Origin of the sequence: Nitrospira sp. T9 (assembly GCF_052156535.1) — a bacterium.
Lineage (GTDB): Bacteria > Nitrospirota > Nitrospiria > Nitrospirales > UBA8639 > Nitrospira_E.
Genome location: NZ_JBQKUP010000038.1, coordinates 220,539 through 242,183 on the forward strand (window position 1 = coordinate 220,539; position 21,645 = coordinate 242,183).

At 50.3% G+C, this 21,645-nt stretch carries 17 protein-coding genes; 2 read left to right on the top strand and 15 right to left on the bottom strand.

What is annotated here, in order from left to right:
• Positions 1–88: 88 nt before the first annotated feature.
• The 6 genes from ACTRXD_RS14860 to ACTRXD_RS14885 all read right to left on the bottom strand — a co-directional run bounded on the left by ACTRXD_RS14860 (position 89) and on the right by ACTRXD_RS14885 (position 7,920).
• Entirely contained in the window at positions 89–1,102 is a 1,014-nt protein-coding gene (locus ACTRXD_RS14860) for a PstS family phosphate ABC transporter substrate-binding protein (RefSeq protein WP_442432570.1), read from the bottom strand.
• A gap of 77 nt (positions 1,103–1,179) precedes the next feature.
• Positions 1,180–1,488 carry a hypothetical protein gene (locus ACTRXD_RS14865; RefSeq protein ID WP_442432571.1) on the bottom strand — a complete coding sequence of 103 codons (309 nt, stop codon included), beginning with the start codon at positions 1,486–1,488 and terminating at the stop codon, positions 1,180–1,182.
• A gap of 550 nt (positions 1,489–2,038) precedes the next feature.
• Positions 2,039–3,931, bottom strand: a complete 1,893-nt coding sequence (locus ACTRXD_RS14870; RefSeq protein WP_442432572.1) for a pyruvate kinase — start codon at positions 3,929–3,931, stop codon at positions 2,039–2,041.
• A gap of 383 nt (positions 3,932–4,314) precedes the next feature.
• A complete protein-coding gene (locus ACTRXD_RS14875) occupies positions 4,315–5,682 on the bottom strand; it encodes a sensor histidine kinase (protein ID WP_442432573.1) in 1,368 nt (455 codons plus the stop codon).
• A gap of 29 nt (positions 5,683–5,711) precedes the next feature.
• Positions 5,712–6,404 carry a response regulator gene (locus tag ACTRXD_RS14880; RefSeq protein ID WP_442432574.1) on the bottom strand — a complete coding sequence of 231 codons (693 nt, stop codon included), beginning with the start codon at positions 6,402–6,404 and terminating at the stop codon, positions 5,712–5,714.
• A gap of 25 nt (positions 6,405–6,429) precedes the next feature.
• Positions 6,430–7,920: a TM0106 family RecB-like putative nuclease gene (locus tag ACTRXD_RS14885; RefSeq protein WP_442432575.1), complete on the bottom strand. Its 1,491-nt coding sequence runs from the start codon at positions 7,918–7,920 to the stop codon at positions 6,430–6,432.
• A 929-nt stretch (positions 7,921–8,849) separates the two neighbouring features.
• On the opposite strand from ACTRXD_RS14885, the gene ACTRXD_RS14890 reads away from it, so the two are divergent.
• Positions 8,850–11,144, top strand: a complete 2,295-nt coding sequence (locus tag ACTRXD_RS14890; protein ID WP_442432576.1) for an esterase-like activity of phytase family protein — start codon at positions 8,850–8,852, stop codon at positions 11,142–11,144.
• A gap of 118 nt (positions 11,145–11,262) precedes the next feature.
• A complete protein-coding gene (locus tag ACTRXD_RS14895; RefSeq protein ID WP_442432577.1) occupies positions 11,263–13,227 on the top strand; it encodes a PhoX family protein in 1,965 nt (654 codons plus the stop codon).
• Positions 13,228–13,256: 29 nt separating this feature from the next.
• On the opposite strand, the gene ACTRXD_RS14900 is transcribed toward ACTRXD_RS14895, so the two are convergent.
• The 9 genes from ACTRXD_RS14900 to ACTRXD_RS14940 all read right to left on the bottom strand — a co-directional run bounded on the left by ACTRXD_RS14900 (position 13,257) and on the right by ACTRXD_RS14940 (position 21,449).
• Positions 13,257–13,820, bottom strand: coding sequence for an IS3 family transposase (locus tag ACTRXD_RS14900; RefSeq protein ID WP_442432578.1), 564 nt, complete (start codon positions 13,818–13,820; stop codon positions 13,257–13,259).
• 77 nt (positions 13,821–13,897) lie between these two features.
• Positions 13,898–14,158, bottom strand: a complete 261-nt coding sequence (locus ACTRXD_RS14905; RefSeq protein ID WP_442432579.1) for a transposase — start codon at positions 14,156–14,158, stop codon at positions 13,898–13,900.
• Between the two features lie 218 nt (positions 14,159–14,376).
• A complete protein-coding gene (locus ACTRXD_RS14910; RefSeq protein ID WP_442432772.1) occupies positions 14,377–15,360 on the bottom strand; it encodes a class I SAM-dependent methyltransferase in 984 nt (327 codons plus the stop codon).
• Between the two features lie 210 nt (positions 15,361–15,570).
• Positions 15,571–16,464 (bottom strand): MBL fold metallo-hydrolase, encoded by an 894-nt coding sequence (locus ACTRXD_RS14915; RefSeq protein ID WP_442432580.1) that lies wholly within the window; start codon positions 16,462–16,464, stop codon positions 15,571–15,573.
• 71 nt (positions 16,465–16,535) lie between these two features.
• Positions 16,536–16,736: a hypothetical protein gene (locus ACTRXD_RS14920; protein ID WP_442432581.1), complete on the bottom strand. Its 201-nt coding sequence runs from the start codon at positions 16,734–16,736 to the stop codon at positions 16,536–16,538.
• On the bottom strand, positions 16,737–17,588 hold the full coding sequence (locus ACTRXD_RS14925; protein WP_442432582.1) for an MBL fold metallo-hydrolase: 852 nt from the start codon (positions 17,586–17,588) through the stop codon (positions 16,737–16,739).
• A gap of 559 nt (positions 17,589–18,147) precedes the next feature.
• Complete coding sequence (locus ACTRXD_RS14930; RefSeq protein WP_442432583.1) at positions 18,148–18,684, bottom strand: hypothetical protein; 537 nt, start codon at positions 18,682–18,684, stop codon at positions 18,148–18,150.
• Between the two features lie 83 nt (positions 18,685–18,767).
• Positions 18,768–19,151, bottom strand: coding sequence for a DoxX family protein (locus tag ACTRXD_RS14935; RefSeq protein ID WP_442432584.1), 384 nt, complete (start codon positions 19,149–19,151; stop codon positions 18,768–18,770).
• A 234-nt stretch (positions 19,152–19,385) separates the two neighbouring features.
• Positions 19,386–21,449 carry a sigma 54-interacting transcriptional regulator gene (locus ACTRXD_RS14940; RefSeq protein WP_442432585.1) on the bottom strand — a complete coding sequence of 688 codons (2,064 nt, stop codon included), beginning with the start codon at positions 21,447–21,449 and terminating at the stop codon, positions 19,386–19,388.
• Positions 21,450–21,645 lie beyond the last annotated feature (196 nt).

Genomic DNA, 21,645 nt, shown 5'->3' on the forward strand with positions numbered 1-21,645 from the left:
AAAAACAGGGACAAAATGATATCAGAACACCCAACCGCTCTCCAAAAGGTTTCTCCGGGAGGCGGTCAGGTTGTTCCTTAGGATGTTCCTACTTGAAGTGCTCCGACTGTTTCCCGATAATCTTTTCCGAGATGGGGAAATAACCATCTTTAATGACGACCTTCTGGCCTTCACGGCTATACACATATTTCAAAAATTCTCGAACAATCGGCGACAACTGTTGATTGGGAGCTTTGTTCACATACACAAACAAATACCGTGACAAGGGGTACTCCCCCTTGGAGGCATTTTCATAAGTGGGCTCCACAAAGGGTTGCCCTGCCTTCATGGAAAGAGGAAGCGCATGGACACTAGAGGTTCGATATCCAATACCGCTATATCCAATCCCTGCCTGATCTTCAGTCACCCCTTGCACGACAGAAGCCGAACCGGGCTGTTCCTTCACTTCATCTTTATAATCACCATTTTCCAGCACCACTTCTTTGAAAAACCCATAGGTCCCCGACGCCGAATTCCGGCCATAGATACTGATCGGCATATCGGCGAACATTCCGGTTAAGCCCAATTGGCCCCAACTGGAGAGGTTTTCCTTATATCCCTGCTGCCGGGTTTTGGAAAAGACTGCGTCGACTTGCTCAATTGTCATCCCTTGAATGGCATTATCCTTATTGACATAGACCGCTAACGCATCTATCGCAACGGGAAAGGCGGTAGGTTTATAACCGAACTTCGACTCAAAGGCATCGATTTCCTTCCCCTTCATCTTACGGGACATCGGCCCCAATTGAGCCGTTCCCTCAATGAGAGCAGGGGGAGCGGTGCTTGATCCTTTTCCCTCAATTTGAATTTTGACATTCGGATATTGCTTCCGGAATCCTTCAGCCCACAGCGTCATAAGGTTATTCAGGGTATCCGAGCCAATGCTATTGAGGTTTCCGGATACGCCACTCACCTTGGCATAATTCACCCAATTAGGATCTTCCATCTCATCTTTAGCCCAAACAGTGGAGACCCCAAACATCGCGGTCCCGGTCCAGCCCATGAACAGCCCTATGCCCAAGCCCAACACCCACATTTGCCTTCGTTTCTGACTGTGTTTCATCAATCGTGCCTCCTCAAGTGAATAAATAGTGTAGGTCCAACAGGTTTCTTCTATGTAACGGCAATGTTACGAACGTGTTAAATACCCCACCGGTCTCCCGGTTTGGACGGCATATAGCCTGTCCGGACATCCACCTCGTGTACGCTTGACGACGAATGGATGGCCCGGACTTCAAATTGAAACTCCTTTTGGCACAAGATGACCGACCCTTCTTGCAGGCATTCCCCAAGGATGGAAAATAAATGCCCCCACCGCATCCATGGCAAATGTTCCAAAAGTGCTTCTATCGTCACCCCCGGACTGGCAGAAATGACTGCTAACACCTGATCATGATCTTTCCGTTCCACATCAACCGGAGCAATCCATTCTGTGCTTTTTGTTCCCATGGGCCTCTCCCATCATTGTCGTCTCACGGTGAGACAGCTCCAAAGCTCGGCAGTCTGATTATTTAACACTGCCATCGAATCCTAATGACTGACTATTTCACCTCTGTGAGGTTCGGGTTACAACTGTGTAACGTTTTAAAAAGATTGAGGGAAGAACAAGGCTTCAGAAGAAAAAGCTCAGAATCTGCCAAAAAGTTATTTGAGAGGTCTTGGAAGTAAAAATGCGACCAACCCACTTCCGTCTCTAAAATCATTTTTTGATAGTTGGTACCGACCCCTCCCAAACGGATCCTTCATAAAAAAGTTGGGCTGGGGAGTCGCTATGCAAAAGGCCTTTTACCAACAAACTGACGGCAGGGTCTTTAAGAAACCAAAATATCCAGGGAGCATAGGCGGAAGGAGTCACCTCGTCCGTTGTGCCTATCTGTCGAAAAGCGACTCAAAACCTCTTTGTCTCAATTCGTTTCGTTTAGAAATTCCTTTTATAAAAAACAGCGCGGGACACCCCTTAGCTTGCTGTGGGAAGTTTCACCCGTGGCAGGAGAAAGCCTCATAAGATTTCATTCGGCAACGCATGGGCTAACCGCAGTTCCCTAAGCATGGCCCGCTTTTTGGCTTGGTGCGCCTGCATACGCCGAAGAATACCGTCCAAAACACATACCGCGTTGACTACATAGGGCCCTTTGTTGAGCATGACACATTCAGCTCGATGTCCCATGGCCGCATCCGTGATCTCAGCGCGGGACGGCATCCCTTCCTTGGCAAGGTTTTCCAACACTTGGGTAGCCCAAATCACTGGAACATGAGCGGCCTCACAAATCCAAAGGATTTCCTCTTGAACTTCCGCGAGACGTTCAAATCCGCATTCAACGGCCAGATCGCCACGGGCGATCATCACGCCGCAATATGGAGCCCGCATGGCCGCAAGCAACATGTCCGGTAAGTTCTCGAAACCACGACGCGTTTCGATTTTCAATACGATGGCAGGCTGCCGACTCCCGAAGCGCCCTAGATGCTCCTGGAGCATTTCCACATCTCTGACCGAATTGGCAAAAGATAACTCCACAATATCGGCATGCACGGCCACAAAGGACAAATCCGCCACGTCCTTGGAGGTCATAGCCGACAGGTGAAGGTCACTGTCGGGGAGATTGATGCCTTTATCGGCTCGCAACGTCTCAGTCCGCAGGCGGGGGTAAGTGATTCGGACAAAAACCCGCATATCCTCGACTTTCTCGATAACCCCGCCAATCCTACCGTCGTCAAACCAGATTGATTCCCCAGGTCGGACGTTCTCGAGAACCTCCGGAATCGTGCAACCGATCACGGCGGGGACCGAAACCTTCCCCCCACTGTCGCAGGTTTCCGGATGGCCAGGCTGAAGATCGCGGCTCAAGATGAGTACGTCGCCTTGACGCAAAGAGATGGCGCTCTCACGAGGGGGAAGCTCGCCCACAGTGGCCTTGCAGTCCCTTCCATTCGCTAGCCCGCCCTCGTGATGCAGAACCGTGCCCGGGACAACATAAGTCGTCTTGGTTGCCTCCACCCAGCACCCATGACCGGTCACATCAACGACTGTAAAGATCCTTCTGGAGTTCCGGGCATCAGTGAGTTTCACCCGCTCGCCAGGGCGCAGGCCGGTCAGCCAAGTAGCCGGAACAGGTAGGGAAGCATCTGCCGGCAAGGGTGGCGGGGAAGGAGAAGACTCCGCAGTCAGCCACACCCGCGCAGGGTCGATGACACGCCCATACACGTCGCGGCGGGGTCGAATCCTGACCACAGCCTGGCCCGGCTCAATCGGTCCGGTACGCAACTTCGGCCCAGCCAGGTCCATGACGATCCGGCAGGATCGTCCTAAAGAGTGTTTGGCTCGTCTCAGATGCTCGATCATCCGCAACCACGCTGGGGCGTCGTCATGGGCGCAATTGATGCGCATGCAATTCATGCCTTGCTGGAGCAGATTGTGAACGAGAGTGTAATCATTCGCCGCCTCGGCGGGCATGGTGACCATAATTCGGACTCCACGCTCGGGAGTGACCTGGCCCAAAAGACCCTCGGTGTGCTCGGAAAGTAGCTGATCCCCATGCCGGAAATCGACCACTGCCGCCTCTTGCGACCCCGCCTGCCAAGAACATCCTCTCAGGCGATGCAGAACTTCAAGAACTGCATCGACCGTGGCCAGAACATGCGACTCGGCCCGCCCGAGGGATGAAAGTCCCAACGCGGCTAACTGCAACTGCAACGGGCGGAGGTCCCGGCGCCGGAGGGCAAGATAATGCAGTAGGTTTCGAGCGCTCTCTCGATAATTGGTATGAACCTTTTCGAGACGTGCCAGTGACCTGGCCGTCTCGGCGACCATATCCGTACGGATAGCGATGAGTTCCTTGAGGACCCTATCGATATGCCCATTTCCCGAGTACGCGCCGTCCGTGGTATTTCCCATTGTGCTTTTCCAAATATGGCAAACGATGCCTCGCCACATCCAAAAGCAGGTGAGGCAAACATTTTCCAATTTTAACCGGCGGACTGGCGGAAATCACGGGTCATGGCGCTTCACGAACTTCCAACTCACCAAAACCCCGGCATTCTAAGTTTTTGCTACCTGCTGCCATAACCTAATCTTCCTTTCGCCGTCCAATGCTGAGCCAGCGACATCCACCGTATTCTGTGACTAGCGAAGCATTCAACAAAATCCTAGCCCAGAGACTGTTTCGCCGCTATGTATTTTACGTTACAAGTGTGTGACATTTTTAGAAATTTCTGGCAAAGAACAACCAAATAAAGGAGTTACGGAAGAAGAAAATTGAATTACTATAAAAGGTAGGTTTAGAGATTTGGCGGGGAAACGGGCAAAATCACGTCTACGGTGGTGCCTTTACCCAATTCACTCTGTATGCGAAGTTTGCCATCGAGCAGTTGAAGCAGATGCTTGACGATGGAGAGCCCAAGGCCCGTCCCACCTTCTTCACGGGACCTCGCTCGATCCACCCGATAAAATCGTTCGGTAATTCTCGGAAGATCCGTCGAAGGAATGCCCTGGCCTGTATCTTTGATCTGCAGTGAGATCCGCTCATCTCCCACAGGGATGGCTTGAAACGATATGGTGCCTCCGTCAGACGTATATTTAATGGCATTATCCACGAGATTCACCAGAATCTGAATCAACCGATCTCTATCAACCCAGGCACAGAGTTCGACTCCGATCGTATTGGAGATCTGCAGATTTTTTTTCGACAGTTGATGTTGAAACATCTCACAGACATCCTGCGCCACTTCACACAACGGCACCGATTCACAACGCAATACGACTTTTCCCGATTCAATTTCCGAGAGGCTTCGTAAGTCTTCTACTAACCGACTGAGCCGAACCGCATGTTGGTGGGCAACCTGCACAAATTTCCGATTGTTCGGAGTTTCCAATGACGGTTCATCCACAAGCGTTTCCAAATATCCGACAATGGCCGTCAGCGGGGTGCGCAGTTCATGGGACACGTTCTCAACAAATTCCGTCCGTACCTGTTCCAATCGACGCAATTGAGTGACGTCGTGCAACACCAGCACGCTCCCCTTCTTCTGATTGGAAATGGGAAAAGGGAGCGCATAGACCTCTAACACCATGGAGACGGGAGGATGCAATTCTACCTCTGCCTCCCGTCGCTCATGCCACGCCAATTCCTGACAACCTTCAACCAGACCTGCCAGTTCTTGATTTCTGATGATTTCCCACAGCGACCGTCCTTGAATCGCCTGAGCGTCCAATCCCAAAATTCGATGGGCGCTGGAATTCGTGAACAACACCTTTCCCTTTGGATCGAAGGCCACTACCCCTTCCACCAGATTTTCCATGATGGCGATAATTTTCGTGCGTTCCTCCTCAAGACCGGTCATACGTTTTTTCACATTTTCCACCAGGCGCTGCATATGGCCTCCCAAGGCATCGGATTCCAACACACGGGAAGTCCTCGCCTCATCAATTCCGCTGAGCTGTTCAAGTTGACGAACGCCTGTCATGACATCTTCATGATTTTCTCTCGTCTGACCCCAGATGTCCCGGGTCAGCAACACCGCCACGCCAACCAGACCAGCCCCCAATAAAACCACCACCCAGAATGGCCATGCCCAGGCGACCGCCACACCCGCCCCGATCATGGCCGACACCATCCAGCCCACAAGAATGAGCGAAGGATTACGCATTGATCAGGGTCATTTCCATCATACTCACCTTAGACCGTCCCCGACTCAAAACGATAGCCCACACCTTTGACCGTCACAATTCGTGTGTATTCGCTTCCCAATTTTTCCCGGAGTCGCCGAATGTGCACATCCACCGTTCGCGACTCAATATCCACGGCATTGGAATAGCCCCAAACCGTTTCCAATATTTGCTCCCGGTTCAGGACCCGGCCATTCGCCCGCATCAACGCACAGAGCAGATCGAATTCCTTGACGGTTAACTCCACCACGGTTCCCTCCACTGTCACCCGGTGCTTGCCTTCATCGACCTCGAGGGTTCCAACCCGTTTGAGCGCCGGCATGTCCTGCCCCTGTCCCCGCCGCAACACGGCTTTCACTCTGGCGAGGAGTTCCCTCGGGCTAAAGGGCTTCACCATATAGTCATCCGCCCCCATTTCCAACCCGACAATCCGATCTACCTCTTCGGCCTTCGCCGTCAGCATAATAATGGCGATCGAAGACGTTTTCGGGTCTTTCCTCAACTTCCTGCAGACCTCTAACCCATCCACCCCCGGCAACATCAGATCCAGGACCATAAGATCCGGAGTACGCTCCCTGGCCAGCTGCAAGGCCGTTTCCCCGTCACGCGCTTCCAGGCACTTGAGCCCCTCCTTTTCCAAGTGATACTTGACCAACTCCACCAGATCCTTTTCGTCATCAACGACTAACACGGTTGCAGCCATAGTCCAATCTCCTCAACAGTGCGTCTCAAGGCGCCGGCTTTTCAGGCATACCCTGAGTCTTGTGGGCATGATGTTCAAAATATCCTGTGATGGCTGCCATGGCATAGCAATCATCCTCGTTATATTCCAAAATTCTTTTCAGCAGCGCTTCATTAGCCGGATTGGCTAAATACTCGTTATACCAGGCAATGGAGTTGGCGCCGGACGGGTCCACGTCTCTCCACTGAAACCCGATAAACTTAGCGATATGTTTAATCCCATAAGAAAATGTCGGCCAATCAGAATATTCCACAATGAGGTCTTGATACAAATCAAATTCACAGGCCTTATATTTTTCAAACGTCTCGGCATCCAGATCATATTTTTCCATCAGACGTTTCAGCGTCGATCGCTCCTTATGGGAATACACATAATACACAGCTTGTTCCGTCGATTGAATAAATCGCCAGAAGTCCCTGACCGTCTGCTCTTCGTCTTCGGGCGTTTTAGCCAAAAAATACGTAAAGTGAGAGGGCCTCTTCCCATCCTGAATGACCATTCCGAACAAATAGGTGACCCCACGGGTCGGGTCATCTTCAATATCAAAATAGATCTCCCGATCAACATCCGGAAACCTATAGCCGGAGCGGATCCTCGGCTTTCCCTCTACCAGAACCTGCGCCCGCTCTCTCATCCGGGTCAGTGAGACTTTTCCCATTCGCGGAATCTTATGAGGCGGCTTGAGATAGGTTTGCACATCCATGTAAGCAATATCTTGAATCGTCCGAAGCCCCTGGTCCCTGAGCGCAAATTTTTGCTTGCCCACAAAGAACAAACCGGTGGGATCGGATTCGTCTTTCACCCATCGATAGCAGCGGCTAAACCATCCGCACATGGTGCAGTGACTTCCCAGCACCGGTTCCGACGTCTCTTCTCCGGACACCAGTTGCTGAACATCCTGCATGGCCTGGGTAAATCGTTCCTCAAATGGAGCCGGATCAAATTCTTCCAGCTGTTTGTCCACATTAATGATCCGGCCACCCGCTGGAACTGTTCCCTGAATCTTCTCAAGTAACAGCCGATAAAACAAAATCTGAAAGGCGTAATGTTCTTTAAACTTAGGTTTCTTGCCGTCCGCCTCTTCCCAACCCTTTCCAGCCTTAATATCAATCGGCTCATAAAGGTATTCGCCAAAGCGAGACGCTTCATCTTCACGTTTCACTAACAAATCCGGCCGTCCTACAAATTGTTCATGGATCAGACAACCCTGATAAATCACAGGGGCTCCATGCTCCATGGCCAACAGGGTTTCCTGAAATGCCGGCTCTACCGCTAGATTTTGCAAATCCACGATCTCCTGATCGCCGAGCGAAGTAATATAATCCCGTTCAGTTTGCAACCCCACTTCCCACAACAATTTCACAAATGAGCTGACCTCGGATTTCTCCGAAGGATCGCCGTTGCTATCCAGATATACGCGATGCAGACACTTGGTGTAGTTGTAGAGGTCTTGGGCGGTGACTCGTTGCCGGGCCATAAACAAGGAAGGAAGTAAACAGTCAGTTCACATGTGGGGTAATTTTGCGTTCATTATCATTACCAATACTAGCACAATAGAAACGAAAGGCAGAGCAGAAAGAAAAGGGAAAGGAGGAGTCGGAGTTCAGGTGCAAGTCTAAGCGGCATATACCTGACAATGCCTGGTAAATACTGACGTTGTCACGACCTAATCAAGTCCTGGGAAAGGTTGTCATCCCGAGCCCTTCGGCAACCTCGGGACAAGTTCCACGAAGGACCTCGCTGAGCCCTGGGGAAAAGCGACCTGGGCACAGATCCTTCACCATTAATTCAGATTGAAAGGGTGATTAAAGACTAAGGCATCTGGGACAACCTCATAACCCTCAATACCCCCTGCAACCCTCCTTGGAGTCTTCCGGATACACCATTTTTCCCCGCATTGTTTACATTGATGTGATCGAGGCCTAACAGACTGGCAACTTGGGGCGTTTACTCTGACCTCCATCAGAACAGCGAGGTAAGCCAGGAAATGTTGGCATTCCATTTGGGTCCGATTGTCGCACATGTCTCATCGTCCGAGGAGGATCCTCAAAAATGTTTTGGGAAGCGGGAATTAAGTTTTTGATCGTATCCATCTATGCATATGTTCGCCATCTGTTCAAGCAAGTCAGACATGAAGACTTCACGCGAATTCGAGACTCAAGGTGGGATCTAAAATAACGCATTCATTGATCGAAAGCATGAACTCAATAGTCTTGGGGAAAGGGAACGCGAGGGAGAGTGAACCATGAAGATCCCGAAAAAACGGGAACCCATAACAAGCAGAAGGTATCACTAGTCCACCACATACGTTCATGACTGACTACCCCAACAACCTTCATGTCTTTGCGCAGGCGTCAGGCTCTCAGAACAAACAATAGTACAACCCAATTCCAAAAGGAGGTTTCTATGACCGTACGGAAGGATGTTGCACAACCTGAGCCCTCATGGTCAGGCACAAAGCCTCGTGGACGGGAGGTCTTCGCATTCATCGCGGGATTGGCAATAATCGGAACCACCCTAACCTCTCCGTTGCATGCCGGGGACAGGGAATCCCGAAGTCCGGAGAAATATTTCCGTCGGATTGCCACATTTCCCGTCTTTCTCAATTCGGACGTCAATACAGAAACCGTCGCAGAAATTTTGACGGCGAGTGAAAATGGGCGATTGCTCATTTACACGGACAGTCAAACACAGAATATCGGATTTGTGGATATCAGTGACCCATCGGATCCCCAACCTGATGGGACCCTTGCTGTTGGTGGAGAACCTACGTCAGTCACGGTTGTACGGAAGTATGCGCTGGCTGTCGTCAATACCAGTGAAAACTTTGTCAATACTTCCGGTGTTCTACAGATCATTAATCTCAAGACACGTCAAATCGTACGAAGTATCGATCTCGGAGGACAGCCGGACAGTATTGCCGTCAGCCCCGATGGAAAGTACGCAACCATTGCGATTGAGAATGAACGGGACGAAGAACTGGGAAATGGAGAACCGCCTCAATCGCCACCCGGCTTCGTGGTCATCGTCGATCTTAAAGGCCATCCCAAGCACTGGACCACCCGCACAGTGGATCTGGTGGGAATCCCCACTCATTTCCCCACCGATCCAGAGCCGGAATTTATCGATATCAACCAGAAAAATATCGCAGTCGTCACCCTGCAGGAAAATAACCACCTCGCCCTCATTGATCTCCAAACAGGAAAGGTTATCAACCATTGGGAAGCAGGAACCGTCGATCTCACGGATATTGATACGAATGAAAACGATCTCATCGAATTGAATAGCGGTTTGAATGATGTCCGCAGAGAACCGGATGCCGTGAAGTGGATTTCAAAACGTCAATTGGCGACGGCCGATGAAGGGGATTTAGTGGGGGGAAGCCGGGGTTTTACCATCTTCAATACCGACGGGGATGTACGCTTTACCTCTGGCCATTCCATGGAACACCTGATGGCTCGTATCGGGCATTATCCTGAAGCTCGCTCCGAGAATAAAGGCAACGAACCCGAAGGAATTGAATACGGAGACTATGGAAGGAACGACTACCTCTTTGTGGGATCCGAACGCTCAAGTGTCATTACGGTGTATCGACTCCGACGCAATCATCGTCCTGAATTTCTCCAGGTCCTCCCTACGGGCAACGGTCCGGAAGGATTGAAAGCCATTCCCCATCGAAATTTATTGGTGTCCGCCAGCGAAAACGATGATCGAGGGGCCGGATTCCGGAGTGTCATCACCCTATATAAATTGGGACGTTACAAGCCGACCTATCCAACAATTTTATCGGCCAACGATCAAAATGACCTGCCAATTCCTTGGGGGGCTCTGTCCGCATTGGCAGCGGATCCCACAACCTCCGAGCACGTATATACGGCGCAAGATAGTTTCTATAAAGAAAGCCGTCTGTTCAAAGTGGATGTGACGGAATTTCCAGCGGTCATCACTCAGCCCATCATTCTCAGAGAAAACGGTCACCCCGTCAATTTAGATATAGAGGGTTTGGCCGTTCGACCTCCCGGGGGCTTTTGGGTCGCATCGGAAGGTGGGGGAAGTGTTGATGACCCTGAACGTCCGGTGACCTCCCTGAATGAGTTAATCCGCGTCGCCGATGATGGAACTCTCCTGGAACGCGTTCCTCTTCCGGATGCCACCAACGCCAAACAACGACGTTTCGGATTCGAAGGTGTCGCCACCGTTGAGCAACCCTCAGGCACAGGGGAATTCGTGTATGTGGCTATTCAGCGAGAGTGGGTAGACGATCCGGAAGGGTATGCGCGAATTGCCCGGTATGATACGAACACCAAGGAATGGGCATTTTTCTATTATCCCCTTGACCCACGGGAATCGCCGAATGGTGGCTGGGTGGGATTATCGGAAATTGTCGCAGTCGGTCCCGAGACGTTTTGGGTCATCGAGCGTGACAATCAAGCCGGCAGCGATGCCCGCATTAAAAAAATCTATGCGTTTTCTGTCAACGGGATTGATCCGGTTGCCGAAGGGGGTACATTTCCTATCCTGACCAAATCCTCAGTCCGTGACCTAATTCCAGACCTTCAATCACCCAAAGGCGCCATTATTGAAAAGGTTGAGGGGTTAACCGTCCTTCCAAATGGAAACACCCTCATAGCGACGGACAATGACGGAGTCGACGGTTCAAACGGAGAGACGCAGTTCATCAATCTTGGGCGCCTCAATTAAGGGAAAGCAATAGAACAAGTTGGGGAATGCAGGATGGGACCACATCAGGAGTCTCTTCATTTCCAATACAGATTCATTCAACCTCAGTGGCTGGGGAAACTTAACAAGGGAGACAAACATGGCCAAATGTGATGAAGACAACCCAGTAAGTAATCCTTCTGAAAATAATTCCTTCAACGAGGTCCTTGAAACTCGAATGTCCCGCCGCCATATCCTGAGCGGAAGCCTGGCCGCAGCAGCGACACTTTCGCTGGGAGGAATTGAAGCCCTACTTAATGCGGTACCCGTTTCCGCTCACCGATGGGGTCGGAACAACCATCCGGTGCTTGGGTTTCAAGGCATTCCCGTTTCTTCGGAAGATACCGTCGTCGTTCCTCCGGGATACAGGGCCGATGTGCTTATTTCATGGGGCGATCCCATTTCCCGTGGGCCATTCTTTAAGCAGGATGCAAGTAATTCTGCAGATGATCAAGCCTTGCAATGGGGAATGCATAATGACGGGTTGGCGTATTTTCCAATTCTCGGGTCCCGACGCGGGCTCCTCGTTCAAAATAACGAGTATACCGATGATGAACTCCTGTTTCCGGATGGAACCGCAAATTGGGACTCGGAAAAAACGAGGAAATCCCTTCATGCGCATGGTGTGTCCATTATCGAAATTCGACAGCGGCATCAGGGCATGAATGATGACGACGACTATAAGGAAAACCAGTTTTTCTACCGGTATGGTCGACGAAAAACATGGCAGGTCGTTCGCCGTTCCCGTTTCGCGCGTCGAATTACCGGGTTGACTCCTATCAACATTAGCGGACCCGCTGCAGGAGATCCTCGCCTCGTCACCAGCGAAGATCCAACAGGTAGGAGGGTCTTAGGCACATTGAACAATTGCGCCATAGGATTGACCCCCTGGGGAACCTATCTGGCATGCGAGGAAAACTTCAACGGGTATTTTCGGAAAAACCAGCCTCCGACCGAACTGGAAGCCAGGTATGGAATAGACAGTGAAGGTTTTGGGTATCTTTGGCATACCACAGACAAACGTTTCCAAGTGGATGAAGAGCCTCATGAACCACATCGCTTCGGCTATGTCGTGGAGATTAATCCCTTTCAGCCTCATTCGATTCCGGTGAAGCGTAGCGCGCTCGGTCGTTTCAAACACGAAGGGGCCAAGGTTCAGGAAACCAAACACGGAAAAGTCGTGGTTTATATGGGCGATGATGAACGGTTCGAATACGTATATCGCTTTGTGTCACATCTACCCTGGCGCAGGGCACTGCGAAGCGGAATTCATCCTCTGGATGACGGCATCCTGTATGTGGCCAAATTTCATGATACGGGATTTGGCGAATGGATTCCGTTAACACCAGACCATCCGATGTTGGCCGGTTGGGGCTTAAATGACATTCTGATCAATACCCGTGGGGCTGCAGATGCGGTTGGAGCCACGAAAATGGATCGACCAGAATGGATCGACACCTTTCCTGAGTCACTGACCGTCATCGCCACTTTCACCAATAATACTCGCCGGGGCACTGGGACGAATCCTCCGATCGATGCCACGAACCCCCGCAGCCCGAATCATTTCGGGCACATCATTACCTGGAAATATCAGCACGATTGGACAGATAAATCCTTTGAATGGGATATTTTTGCTTTGTGCGGCGATCCAGGAGAGGCCTCGCATGGATCCACCATCTTCGGAGACAAATACGGTTCACCAGACGGCGTGTATGTGGCCCCCAGCGGCCGGACATGGATTCAAACTGATGTCTCCGCCAGCACCACCAATTCGGGAGAATATGCCGGATTCGGAAACAATCAAATGCTGTGCGCCGATCCAACCACACGTGAGACGCGGCGGTTCCTCGTTGGGCCTAACGGCTGTGAAATCACAGGGATATCCACCACACCCGATGAGAAGACGATGTTTGTGGGGATCCAACACCCGGGAGAGGCCCCAACAGCCAACGACCCGGCTGACCCGAAGCGCTACAGTTCGTGGCCGGATGGTGAAGCCGGAGGGCGGCCTCGCTCATCGTGCATTGTCATCACAAAAGACGACGGGGGTCCAATCGGAAGTTAGCCGCTAATTCCTTGGGTCCCTCGAAGAGTTCAATCACTTCGAGGGATCCAATCCCTCCCGCGATCCGAGTGATGGAAAAGTCCTGGCGGCGGGTGCCGGGCCTCCAATGGCCAGGTCAAGGCTGTTGCCACCAACGAGGTCTCCATGTTGGACGCCAGGGCCCAGCCCACAATCTTCCGGGAAAAGAGATCCACCACTACCGCAAGATAAAGCCACCCATCGTGGGTGGGCGAATACGTGATGTCACTGCCCCAGACCCGGTTCGGCCTCTCGATGGTCAATTGCCGATCTAAACGGTTGGGGGCCACCGGCTCCCCATGACGGCTGACCGTGGTGAGGGGAACCCAGGGCCGCTTCGACTTCACGCTCACCCCTGCGTGCCGCATCAGAGTGCGGGTGCGCCACCGGCCCACGAACACCCCTTCGGCTCGCAACGCCTTGCACAACCGCCGTTGCCCGTAGGTGCGACGAGCCGCATAATATAGTCGACGCACCTGAGCACACATCGCATGATCGGGGGCGGTGAAGCGCCCCTTCAGAAAGTCATAATACCCACTCCGACTCACCTGCAACACCTGGTAGAGCAGGGTCAATGGTTACCGCGCCCGTTCCCGGTGAATAAACGCATACCTCATCGGGGTTCGCTCGCGAAGAATGCCGTGGCTTTTTTTTAAATATCCCGTTCCATCCGGAGCCGCCGATTCTCCTCCCGCAGGCGAGGCCGTTCGGCCTGATCCGGCGTTTGATAGCCTTTTCCCGGAAAGGCACTCGCCCCCGTCCGCTCCATCTCTGTTTTCCAGCGACGGAGCAAACCCGCGTTCACCCCGAGATTCTTGGCCGCCTCGGCCACGGAGTATTCTTGTTGGATGACGAGGGCAACGGCGTCCCGTTTAAAGTCGACTGCATACTGTTTTCGTCCATGACTTCCCATGACCCACCTCCTCTGGCGATTATCGCTCTTTTCGAGGTGTCCATTTCAACTAGACCACTTCAGTTTCGTGGAACAGCTAGCGACAATCGGTAAGAAGCACGCAGTCTCCCCCTCCCAGAAAGGACATTAAGAAGAAGTTCCAACCGTACATTCCAAATATGTCATATCCTTCAAAGTCTTTCTAAGTAAAAATTGCCTTGGACTGTTGTATTTGCTCCTTATTTCTGGGTGATGATCGCCCGTTGATTTGAAGCTGGGACATCATGCATTTCACTTTGTCTAAATCCGGCATTGCAAAACATGCGATCATATTCGCGGAAAGTGTAGGCCTCGCCTGAGGGGGTCGTGGCCAGCATGACGAGACTGAAATCAGCCATGGTTGGAGGAGAAATCCGATCCTCATTTGGCACAAATTCCAACGTGATCACGCGCCCTCCATCGTTCAGACACCCATGAACTTTCTTGAGGAATGTTTCACACATGGGCACATCAAAATGGTGAAGAAAGTTTGTCAGAAGGACGAGGTCGTATCCGTGACCGAGATCGACGTCAAATGCACTTCCCGGAAGTCTGTGAAAACGGTCTTGAATGCCTGCAGCATCAGCATTTTCTTGTGCCACAGTGAGGACATTGGCCCAATCAAGTGCGGTGATTTCCGCCTCGGGAACTTTCTTTGCGATTTCTACTCCGAAAATTCCATGACTTGCGGCAACATCCAGAACTTTTCGTATTTGGAGCGACTGCTGACTCACCCAATCGGCAATCCAATTCGCCGGTGTTTTCATCAACGGCTGCATTGAACGTGCGAATGTCACCCATTCGGGATGTTCGGGTTCAATTGTGCCTTCTTCGCTCATTGCCGTCCCACCTTTTCGTACCGCAGCGGTTAGCTTGTTAAACCCTTCCATGAGAGACGGAGATACAAAGAACTCTATGGTTCCCCCCAAATAAGCTGGCGACCGTTTATCAAGAAACATGGCGCAATCGGGAGTCAACGTGTATTCGGAATTTTCCTTGTCAAGGAAACCGGCAGTGGTGAGAAAATCAAGGACCATGCGAACTCCTCGTTCCGATGCTCCGCAGTGCCGGGACAAGGACGATGGAGTTCGGTTGCCTTCGGCAATTGCGGTGAATAGATCTAATTCAATAGCCGTCTTGAGTGCTGCAGTCTGTTGGTAGGCATTGACCGTTTGAAAGAACAGAGCTGGCGAGGGCCCTTCGGATTAAGACGGTTTTTCCATTGCTTACCTCATTCGGTTAAAAAAGTGTTAATAAGGTGTGGTACTGGTCATGTCGGGAGCAGCAAAAACGTTCACGGGTTTAGCCAATCTTCCGCAGGGCCGGTTGTTCATTATAAACGGGTCACCTTACATTCCTACGTCTTTGAATTCGAACTTACTCCCAAATAGCATTTAGTTTTTCTCCGGTCTCCAGGGAAATGGCCCCATCCACTCATCCAGGAGAATACGCCAGGCATTCATCGGCAACCATTCCTTATACATCGCCCAATCTTTATATTTTGGAAGCTCCACGACAGTTGGTACCATCATCGGGTTAGTGCCTTTCTTGAATTCCGCAAAAATTGCGCCCCGTAAGTCTTGGATGAATTGTAAATACTTTTTTACGTCCTGCTTAGTTCCCCCTAATAACGGAGTGGCATTATTGTTGTGAGAATAGACAGCTTTATCGAAATCCATTTGGTCAATGACCCTTAACGATCGCTCCCATTCTTTAATATTGAAATCTGGAACAATATTAAACATGACACGATTCGGGACGACGAGGTCGGCGATATAGGCGATTTTTTCCTTTGGCAAAAGAAACACGGTCATCCCGAGTCCGTGGTTCATGCCCAAATAATGCAATTCAAGGACAGTGTCTCCGAGAGTAATGTTTTTTCGATTACCTCCCCAACTTTTGTCGGGCACTACCATATCCTGGCCGGTGTTGGCTTTCATCCAGGTATAGGCTTCCTCGTGGGCCATCAAAATTGCCCCAGCCTCACGAAACACTTTTCCGCCACTGGCATGATCCCAATGATTGTGACTGTGTAAGAGATACCGAATGGGTTGATCTGTTATTTCTCTTATGGCCTTGACCATGCCTGATGCATGTTGGGAACTCACGGATTCGATGGCGATGACGCCTTCCTTCGTCACCATAAACATGGAGAAATAGCCATTCACTGGGTTCCCATAGCTATACACTCCGTCCGTGATCTTTGCGGTGTTCGGGGGAAGGTCCTTAGCGAGAGCTATGTTGGATATGAAGAGGGCCATGACAAGCATACCAATGAAATGCTTCATACGATTAACTCCTTTTTTTAACAGGTGATCTCGGAAACAAACATACGATGAACAAACATAAATATGTTGCGTTAGAGATCATCTCGAGGCAAAGCCACAGGTTTCTGTTTCGAATCCTGCGATGCTCTCGCAGTGACCTCATCCACAATGGCTTTTCTCAGGCATCCTAAGGCCATCAACTGTCCACCCTCTCGATGAACCTGTTGCAACAGCGCCTTGCCGTTTTCGTCGATCAAGGTGATGGCATTCAAATCTACCCAGATCTTGCCCATTTAATAGCCCATGATGATACCTAACATGATCCGCCAGGTGTTCATGGGAAGCCATTCCTTATAAAAGAGCCAATCCTTATATTTTGGCAACTGGATGGTATTGGGAATCTCCATCACATTTTCACCATTGTTCATTTTGCGAAGAATTTTCGCTTTCAGATCCGCCAAATATTCCCGTTGAGCTACCACTTCGGCTCGACCACCTATCGGACCTTCATGCGAAAACACGGCTATCTGAAATGGAATAGCTTCAATTTTTTTCAAACTGCTGACCCAGGCATCCGGATCAAAATCTGGAATGATCGTAAAGGGCAATCGATTCGGTGTAACGATATCAACCAAGTACATCACCTTCTCCTTAGGCAAGTAATACACCGTCATCCCTGTCCCATGATTTGGACCGAAATATAAGAGTTCCATGGTTTTATCGCCAAGCGTGAGAGCATATTTTTCCCCACTCCATGTAAAGTCTGGAATCGCAACATCCGGATGGGGTTCTTTCAAAATGGCGTTTTTCGCTTCTTCGTGGCTCAAGAGAACAGCCCCAGCGTCCTTAAAGACCTGTCCGCCAGCAATATGATCACGATGGTTATGAGAATAGACCAGGTATCTTACTGGTTTATTTGTCACCTTTTTGATCTCTTCCAACATCTTCGAAGCAAATTCTGGATTGATGGAATCCGCGACAATCACTCCCTCCGAAGTTACAACAAACATCGCGTTATAGCCTGGTCCCGTGACGACATGCACATCCTTGGTGACCTCTAGTGTTGAATACGATGCACTTTGGGCAAATGCAGCTCCAGCAAATAACGAACTAAGAAGCACGATCAATCCCATGACTTTTTTCATGTCAAGACTCCCTTATTCGGTTCTTGTATTCTGTCTAATTCAAATTATGCCGTGTCTGAATCGTAACCTCTTCCACAATGGCTTTCGTCAAACATCCAGAGGCGATAAGGGTTCCACCATGTTGATAAATTTGTCGCAAAAGAGCTTTCCCGCATTCACCAACAGAGATCATGTCCCGTAAATCCACCAGGATGGTGTCGCTGCCTTCTGCAACACGGTTAGACGTCTAGTAGTGTTGAAACTCAGACACCCATGGACCAACCAATCGACCTTCGAGTTTAATGGTTAACCCAGACTCGGTTCGTTCTGAAGTAATTCTGAACATCGTCGTGTGGCCAAACGTCCGAGAGGTTCTTAGAAACAAGAGAGGGACGAAACAAACGTTTTCAGAAGCTTTCCTGGCAAAATCCTATCAATCACGGCTTGAACTTCTGACTTATTGCTCATGATCGTCTTCTCCCTTCATACGAATTCACTTAGAGATGCAATATTCTCGACAAACTCGATCTACCCCGACTGGTGGTAGATCGAGCCACTCATCAGTATGACAGCCGACTCATCACTGTGGTGATTTTGGCATGGCATGAATGCTTGCTTCACCATGCGAACCACGGTGCAAATCGATCACCTTGCCACCCTCATTCACTTCGACTGTGACGACGGTACCCTCTTCGAGGTTTTTGGTTTTGATTTCAAGCCGATCAAGCGGAAACACTTTTTCTCCATCGATGGTTTCCAGCTTAATCTCTTTCTTCATTTTCCCCATATACACGAGTTTCCCGGTGTAAAAGTGATGGTGGCCTTCTTCACCCTTGTGATGGGCCTCAATGATATCGTTATTCTCGTCCATCACAATCGTCACTTCATCCCCATTTTTATATTCGGCATGACCATGATCGCGAGCATTTTTCTGATTGAGCATCAGGCTGCCTGTGACGGTCTTTACCGTCACGAAATCACCCTTAATGGCGGTGACGACTCCGCTCACTTTCCTATGGCCCTCGCTAAGGGTGTCGGCCTGTCCAACACCCGACCCAATGACTAACAAACCCATAACAAACGAGACGGCAATGATGCGGAAATGCATCTTACTCATGACTGACCTCCTTTTTAGGATTGTTGAAAAATAATTCCGTTCCTCAATGAGCGGAGCGTACTATTGTGTGTTCTGGACAACGCCTAATCATTTAGCACGTTCCTGGAAGCGTCCACGCTCCAAATGCCGGAACCCTTGGCAGAAAGAAAGAGAAAGACAAAACAATACAGGGCAGCGAGCTCTCCTCCATTTTGGAGTGGGAGGATGGCATTCACGCCATGGGCAATCCAATACGCGGCGGCCATGAGGCCGCTGCACAAAAAGGCCGCCCACCGGGTAAAAAGTCCAAGGATCACAAGTAACCCTCCAAACAGCTCAATTGGCCCTGCTACGTAGATGACAAACGCAGGGGCTTCCATCGGCATGGCTGTCGGGAATGCAAAGAGCTTCTGTGTCCCATGCCACAAGAATAAAAATCCGGTGACAATGCGCATGAGCGCGTAGGCTTGTGGTTGAAATCCGTTCATGATTCTGCCTCCTGCTTGATCATTCATTGATAATTACTCGTTCATTTTCTCGTACCTGTTTTCGTTCTCCTTCTAAGACAGGGCATAAGCCATACCAAAAGACGAGGGCACCAGAATGACTGAAAATTATTTGAAAATTTTAGGAAATTCTCTGATCAGGATAGATGACAGATTCTGAGTGTCGAAAAATGAGGTGACGGTATTTCGACAAATGATGAGGGGACGACACAAACACTACAGCGGGCGGGAAATCTTGAGCTTTTTCATTTTAGAGATCAGGGTTGTTCGTTTCAGATCTAATCGAGCGGCAGCTCCTGACGGACCGCCAATGACCCATTTCGTCTCGCGAAGAACCTGGACGATATGATCACGCTCAACTCCTTCTAACGTAGACTTGGACTGAGGAGAGGCGGGTTCCAATCGTGGAGCCGCTTTCAGATCGGTTAAGGGAAGCATGAGCACGGAGCCTTGCGACAGGATGACGGCCCGTTCAATCAGATTTTCCAACTCCCGAATATTCCCAGGCCAGTGGTAGCGGGAGAGGGTGTCCATCACCTTCGTGGGAATCGTTTCGATCGGTTTGTTCATCCGCCGTGCAAAGCGCTGGGTAAAATAGCGAACCAGAACAGGAACATCGACTGGTCGTTCACGAAGTCCTGGGAGTGTGATGGGAAAGACATTCAATCGGTAGTAGAGATCACCTCGAAATTGTCCGGCTTCGACCATGTTGACTAAATCACGGTTGGTGGCCGCCACAAACCGAACATCCACTTTCATGGTACGGGTACTCCCCAGCCGCTCAAATTCCCGCTCTTGAAGGACCCGCAATAATTTGGACTGTAGGTCCAGAGGAATCTCTCCGACTTCATCCAGAAAGATTGTACCTCGGTTGGCGAGTTCAAAACGTCCAGCCTTTTGCGCAATGGCCCCCGTAAATGCGCCTTTTTCATGGCCAAATAGTTCGCTTTCTAACAGACCGGTGGGTATGGCCGCGCAGTTGAGTTTGACAAACGCCCGCTCCTTTCGTGAACTCAAATGATGCAAAGCTCGCGCGATGAGTTCTTTTCCTGTCCCTGTTTCTCCCTGAATCAACACGGTGGAATCCGTCGGGGCCACGATTTCGACTTGTTGTAAGACACGCTTCAGCTCGGCACTCTCTCCAATGATCTCGTCAAAATTATGCTCCGTGCGAATTTCATCCTTCAAATATACATTTTCCTGTTCAAGATTCTCTTTCAATTCATGTATTTTGTTGTACGCCAAGGCGTTGTCCAACCCAATGGCCACCTGTGTGGCAACCTCGGAAAGGAGGGCAACCAGCTCGTCTCCAAAACCTTGGTCGTGGGCACTCGCAACGTTCAGTGTCCCGAGAACCTCATTGCGAACTACCAGAGGAGCGCACGCGCCGGACTTCATGCCCTCAGCCAACATTTGGCGTGCGGTGTCTGAGTCGTACTGTTTCATGTCCGATTCATTCCAGACTAACGCCTTCCGGCTGTGAAACGCTTTTGTCGCAGGGGATTCATCTTTTCCAATGATATCAACTGCTTGAACGAAACCCTTCCGTTCTGGGAAGTCCAGTACCGGTCTTTTGAAAGTCTGCGTGTCCGAATCATACAAATATAGACTGGTCGTAACCTTCGGAATGATATTCCGGAGAGAAGCGCTCACAGACGCGAAAAGCTCCTGTAAATTAAGAGTCGAAACCACGGCATTATTCACGTCCAAAAGAAGGCGTGAATGATCACGCTCTTTCGTGAGTTCCTGAACGTGAAGAACATTGTCCACGGCCACAGCCACGTGTCTCGAAACATGCTCCAGGAACTCAAAGTCTGACTCCTTATACGTGGCCTTTTCACAACTGGCAAAAATAAGCGCTCCCAGTTTGCGAACGGCCGTGGTCAATGGGAGCGCGCATAAGGAATTCGCGCCGTCTTCATGCATGCGTGAGAAAACATCAAGGTATCGACTGTCCTGAGTAATATCGGATACAAGGAGAGGCTTTTGGCTTTGAAACACTGTTCCACCTGGATGTAAATCTAACTTCCATGGATTCCCTCCTTGGATATCCGCCGGCACATCGGTTTGAATAATCAGGTCGTGAATGGTCTGGTTTTCAGGTTGATACAGCATGAGTCCAAGAAAATCGACTGGCACGATTTGAGGCACAAGCTTGGCCAGATCTCGAAAAAGGTCATGCAGATCCCGATTCTTGGAAATGGTCTCAGAAATCTCCAAGAGGGTTTTGTATATATGGTGGGTATCTGGATTGGATGGAAAAGTACTGTTTTCAGACATAAATCTTACTAGGCAAAGCTTTATATGTGTTTAGCTTCAATTGTCGATAGAACCTAGCTTGTGAGATGTCAAGGGTTCGGCAAATAAGGGAGATCCCCAGGTCTTTGACTTCATATATTTTCTTGGCCGGCTGAACACGAGGTTTTTTCGTGTTCAATGGTCTTCTACCGCCATGGTGCCCCCGTGCTTGTGCCGC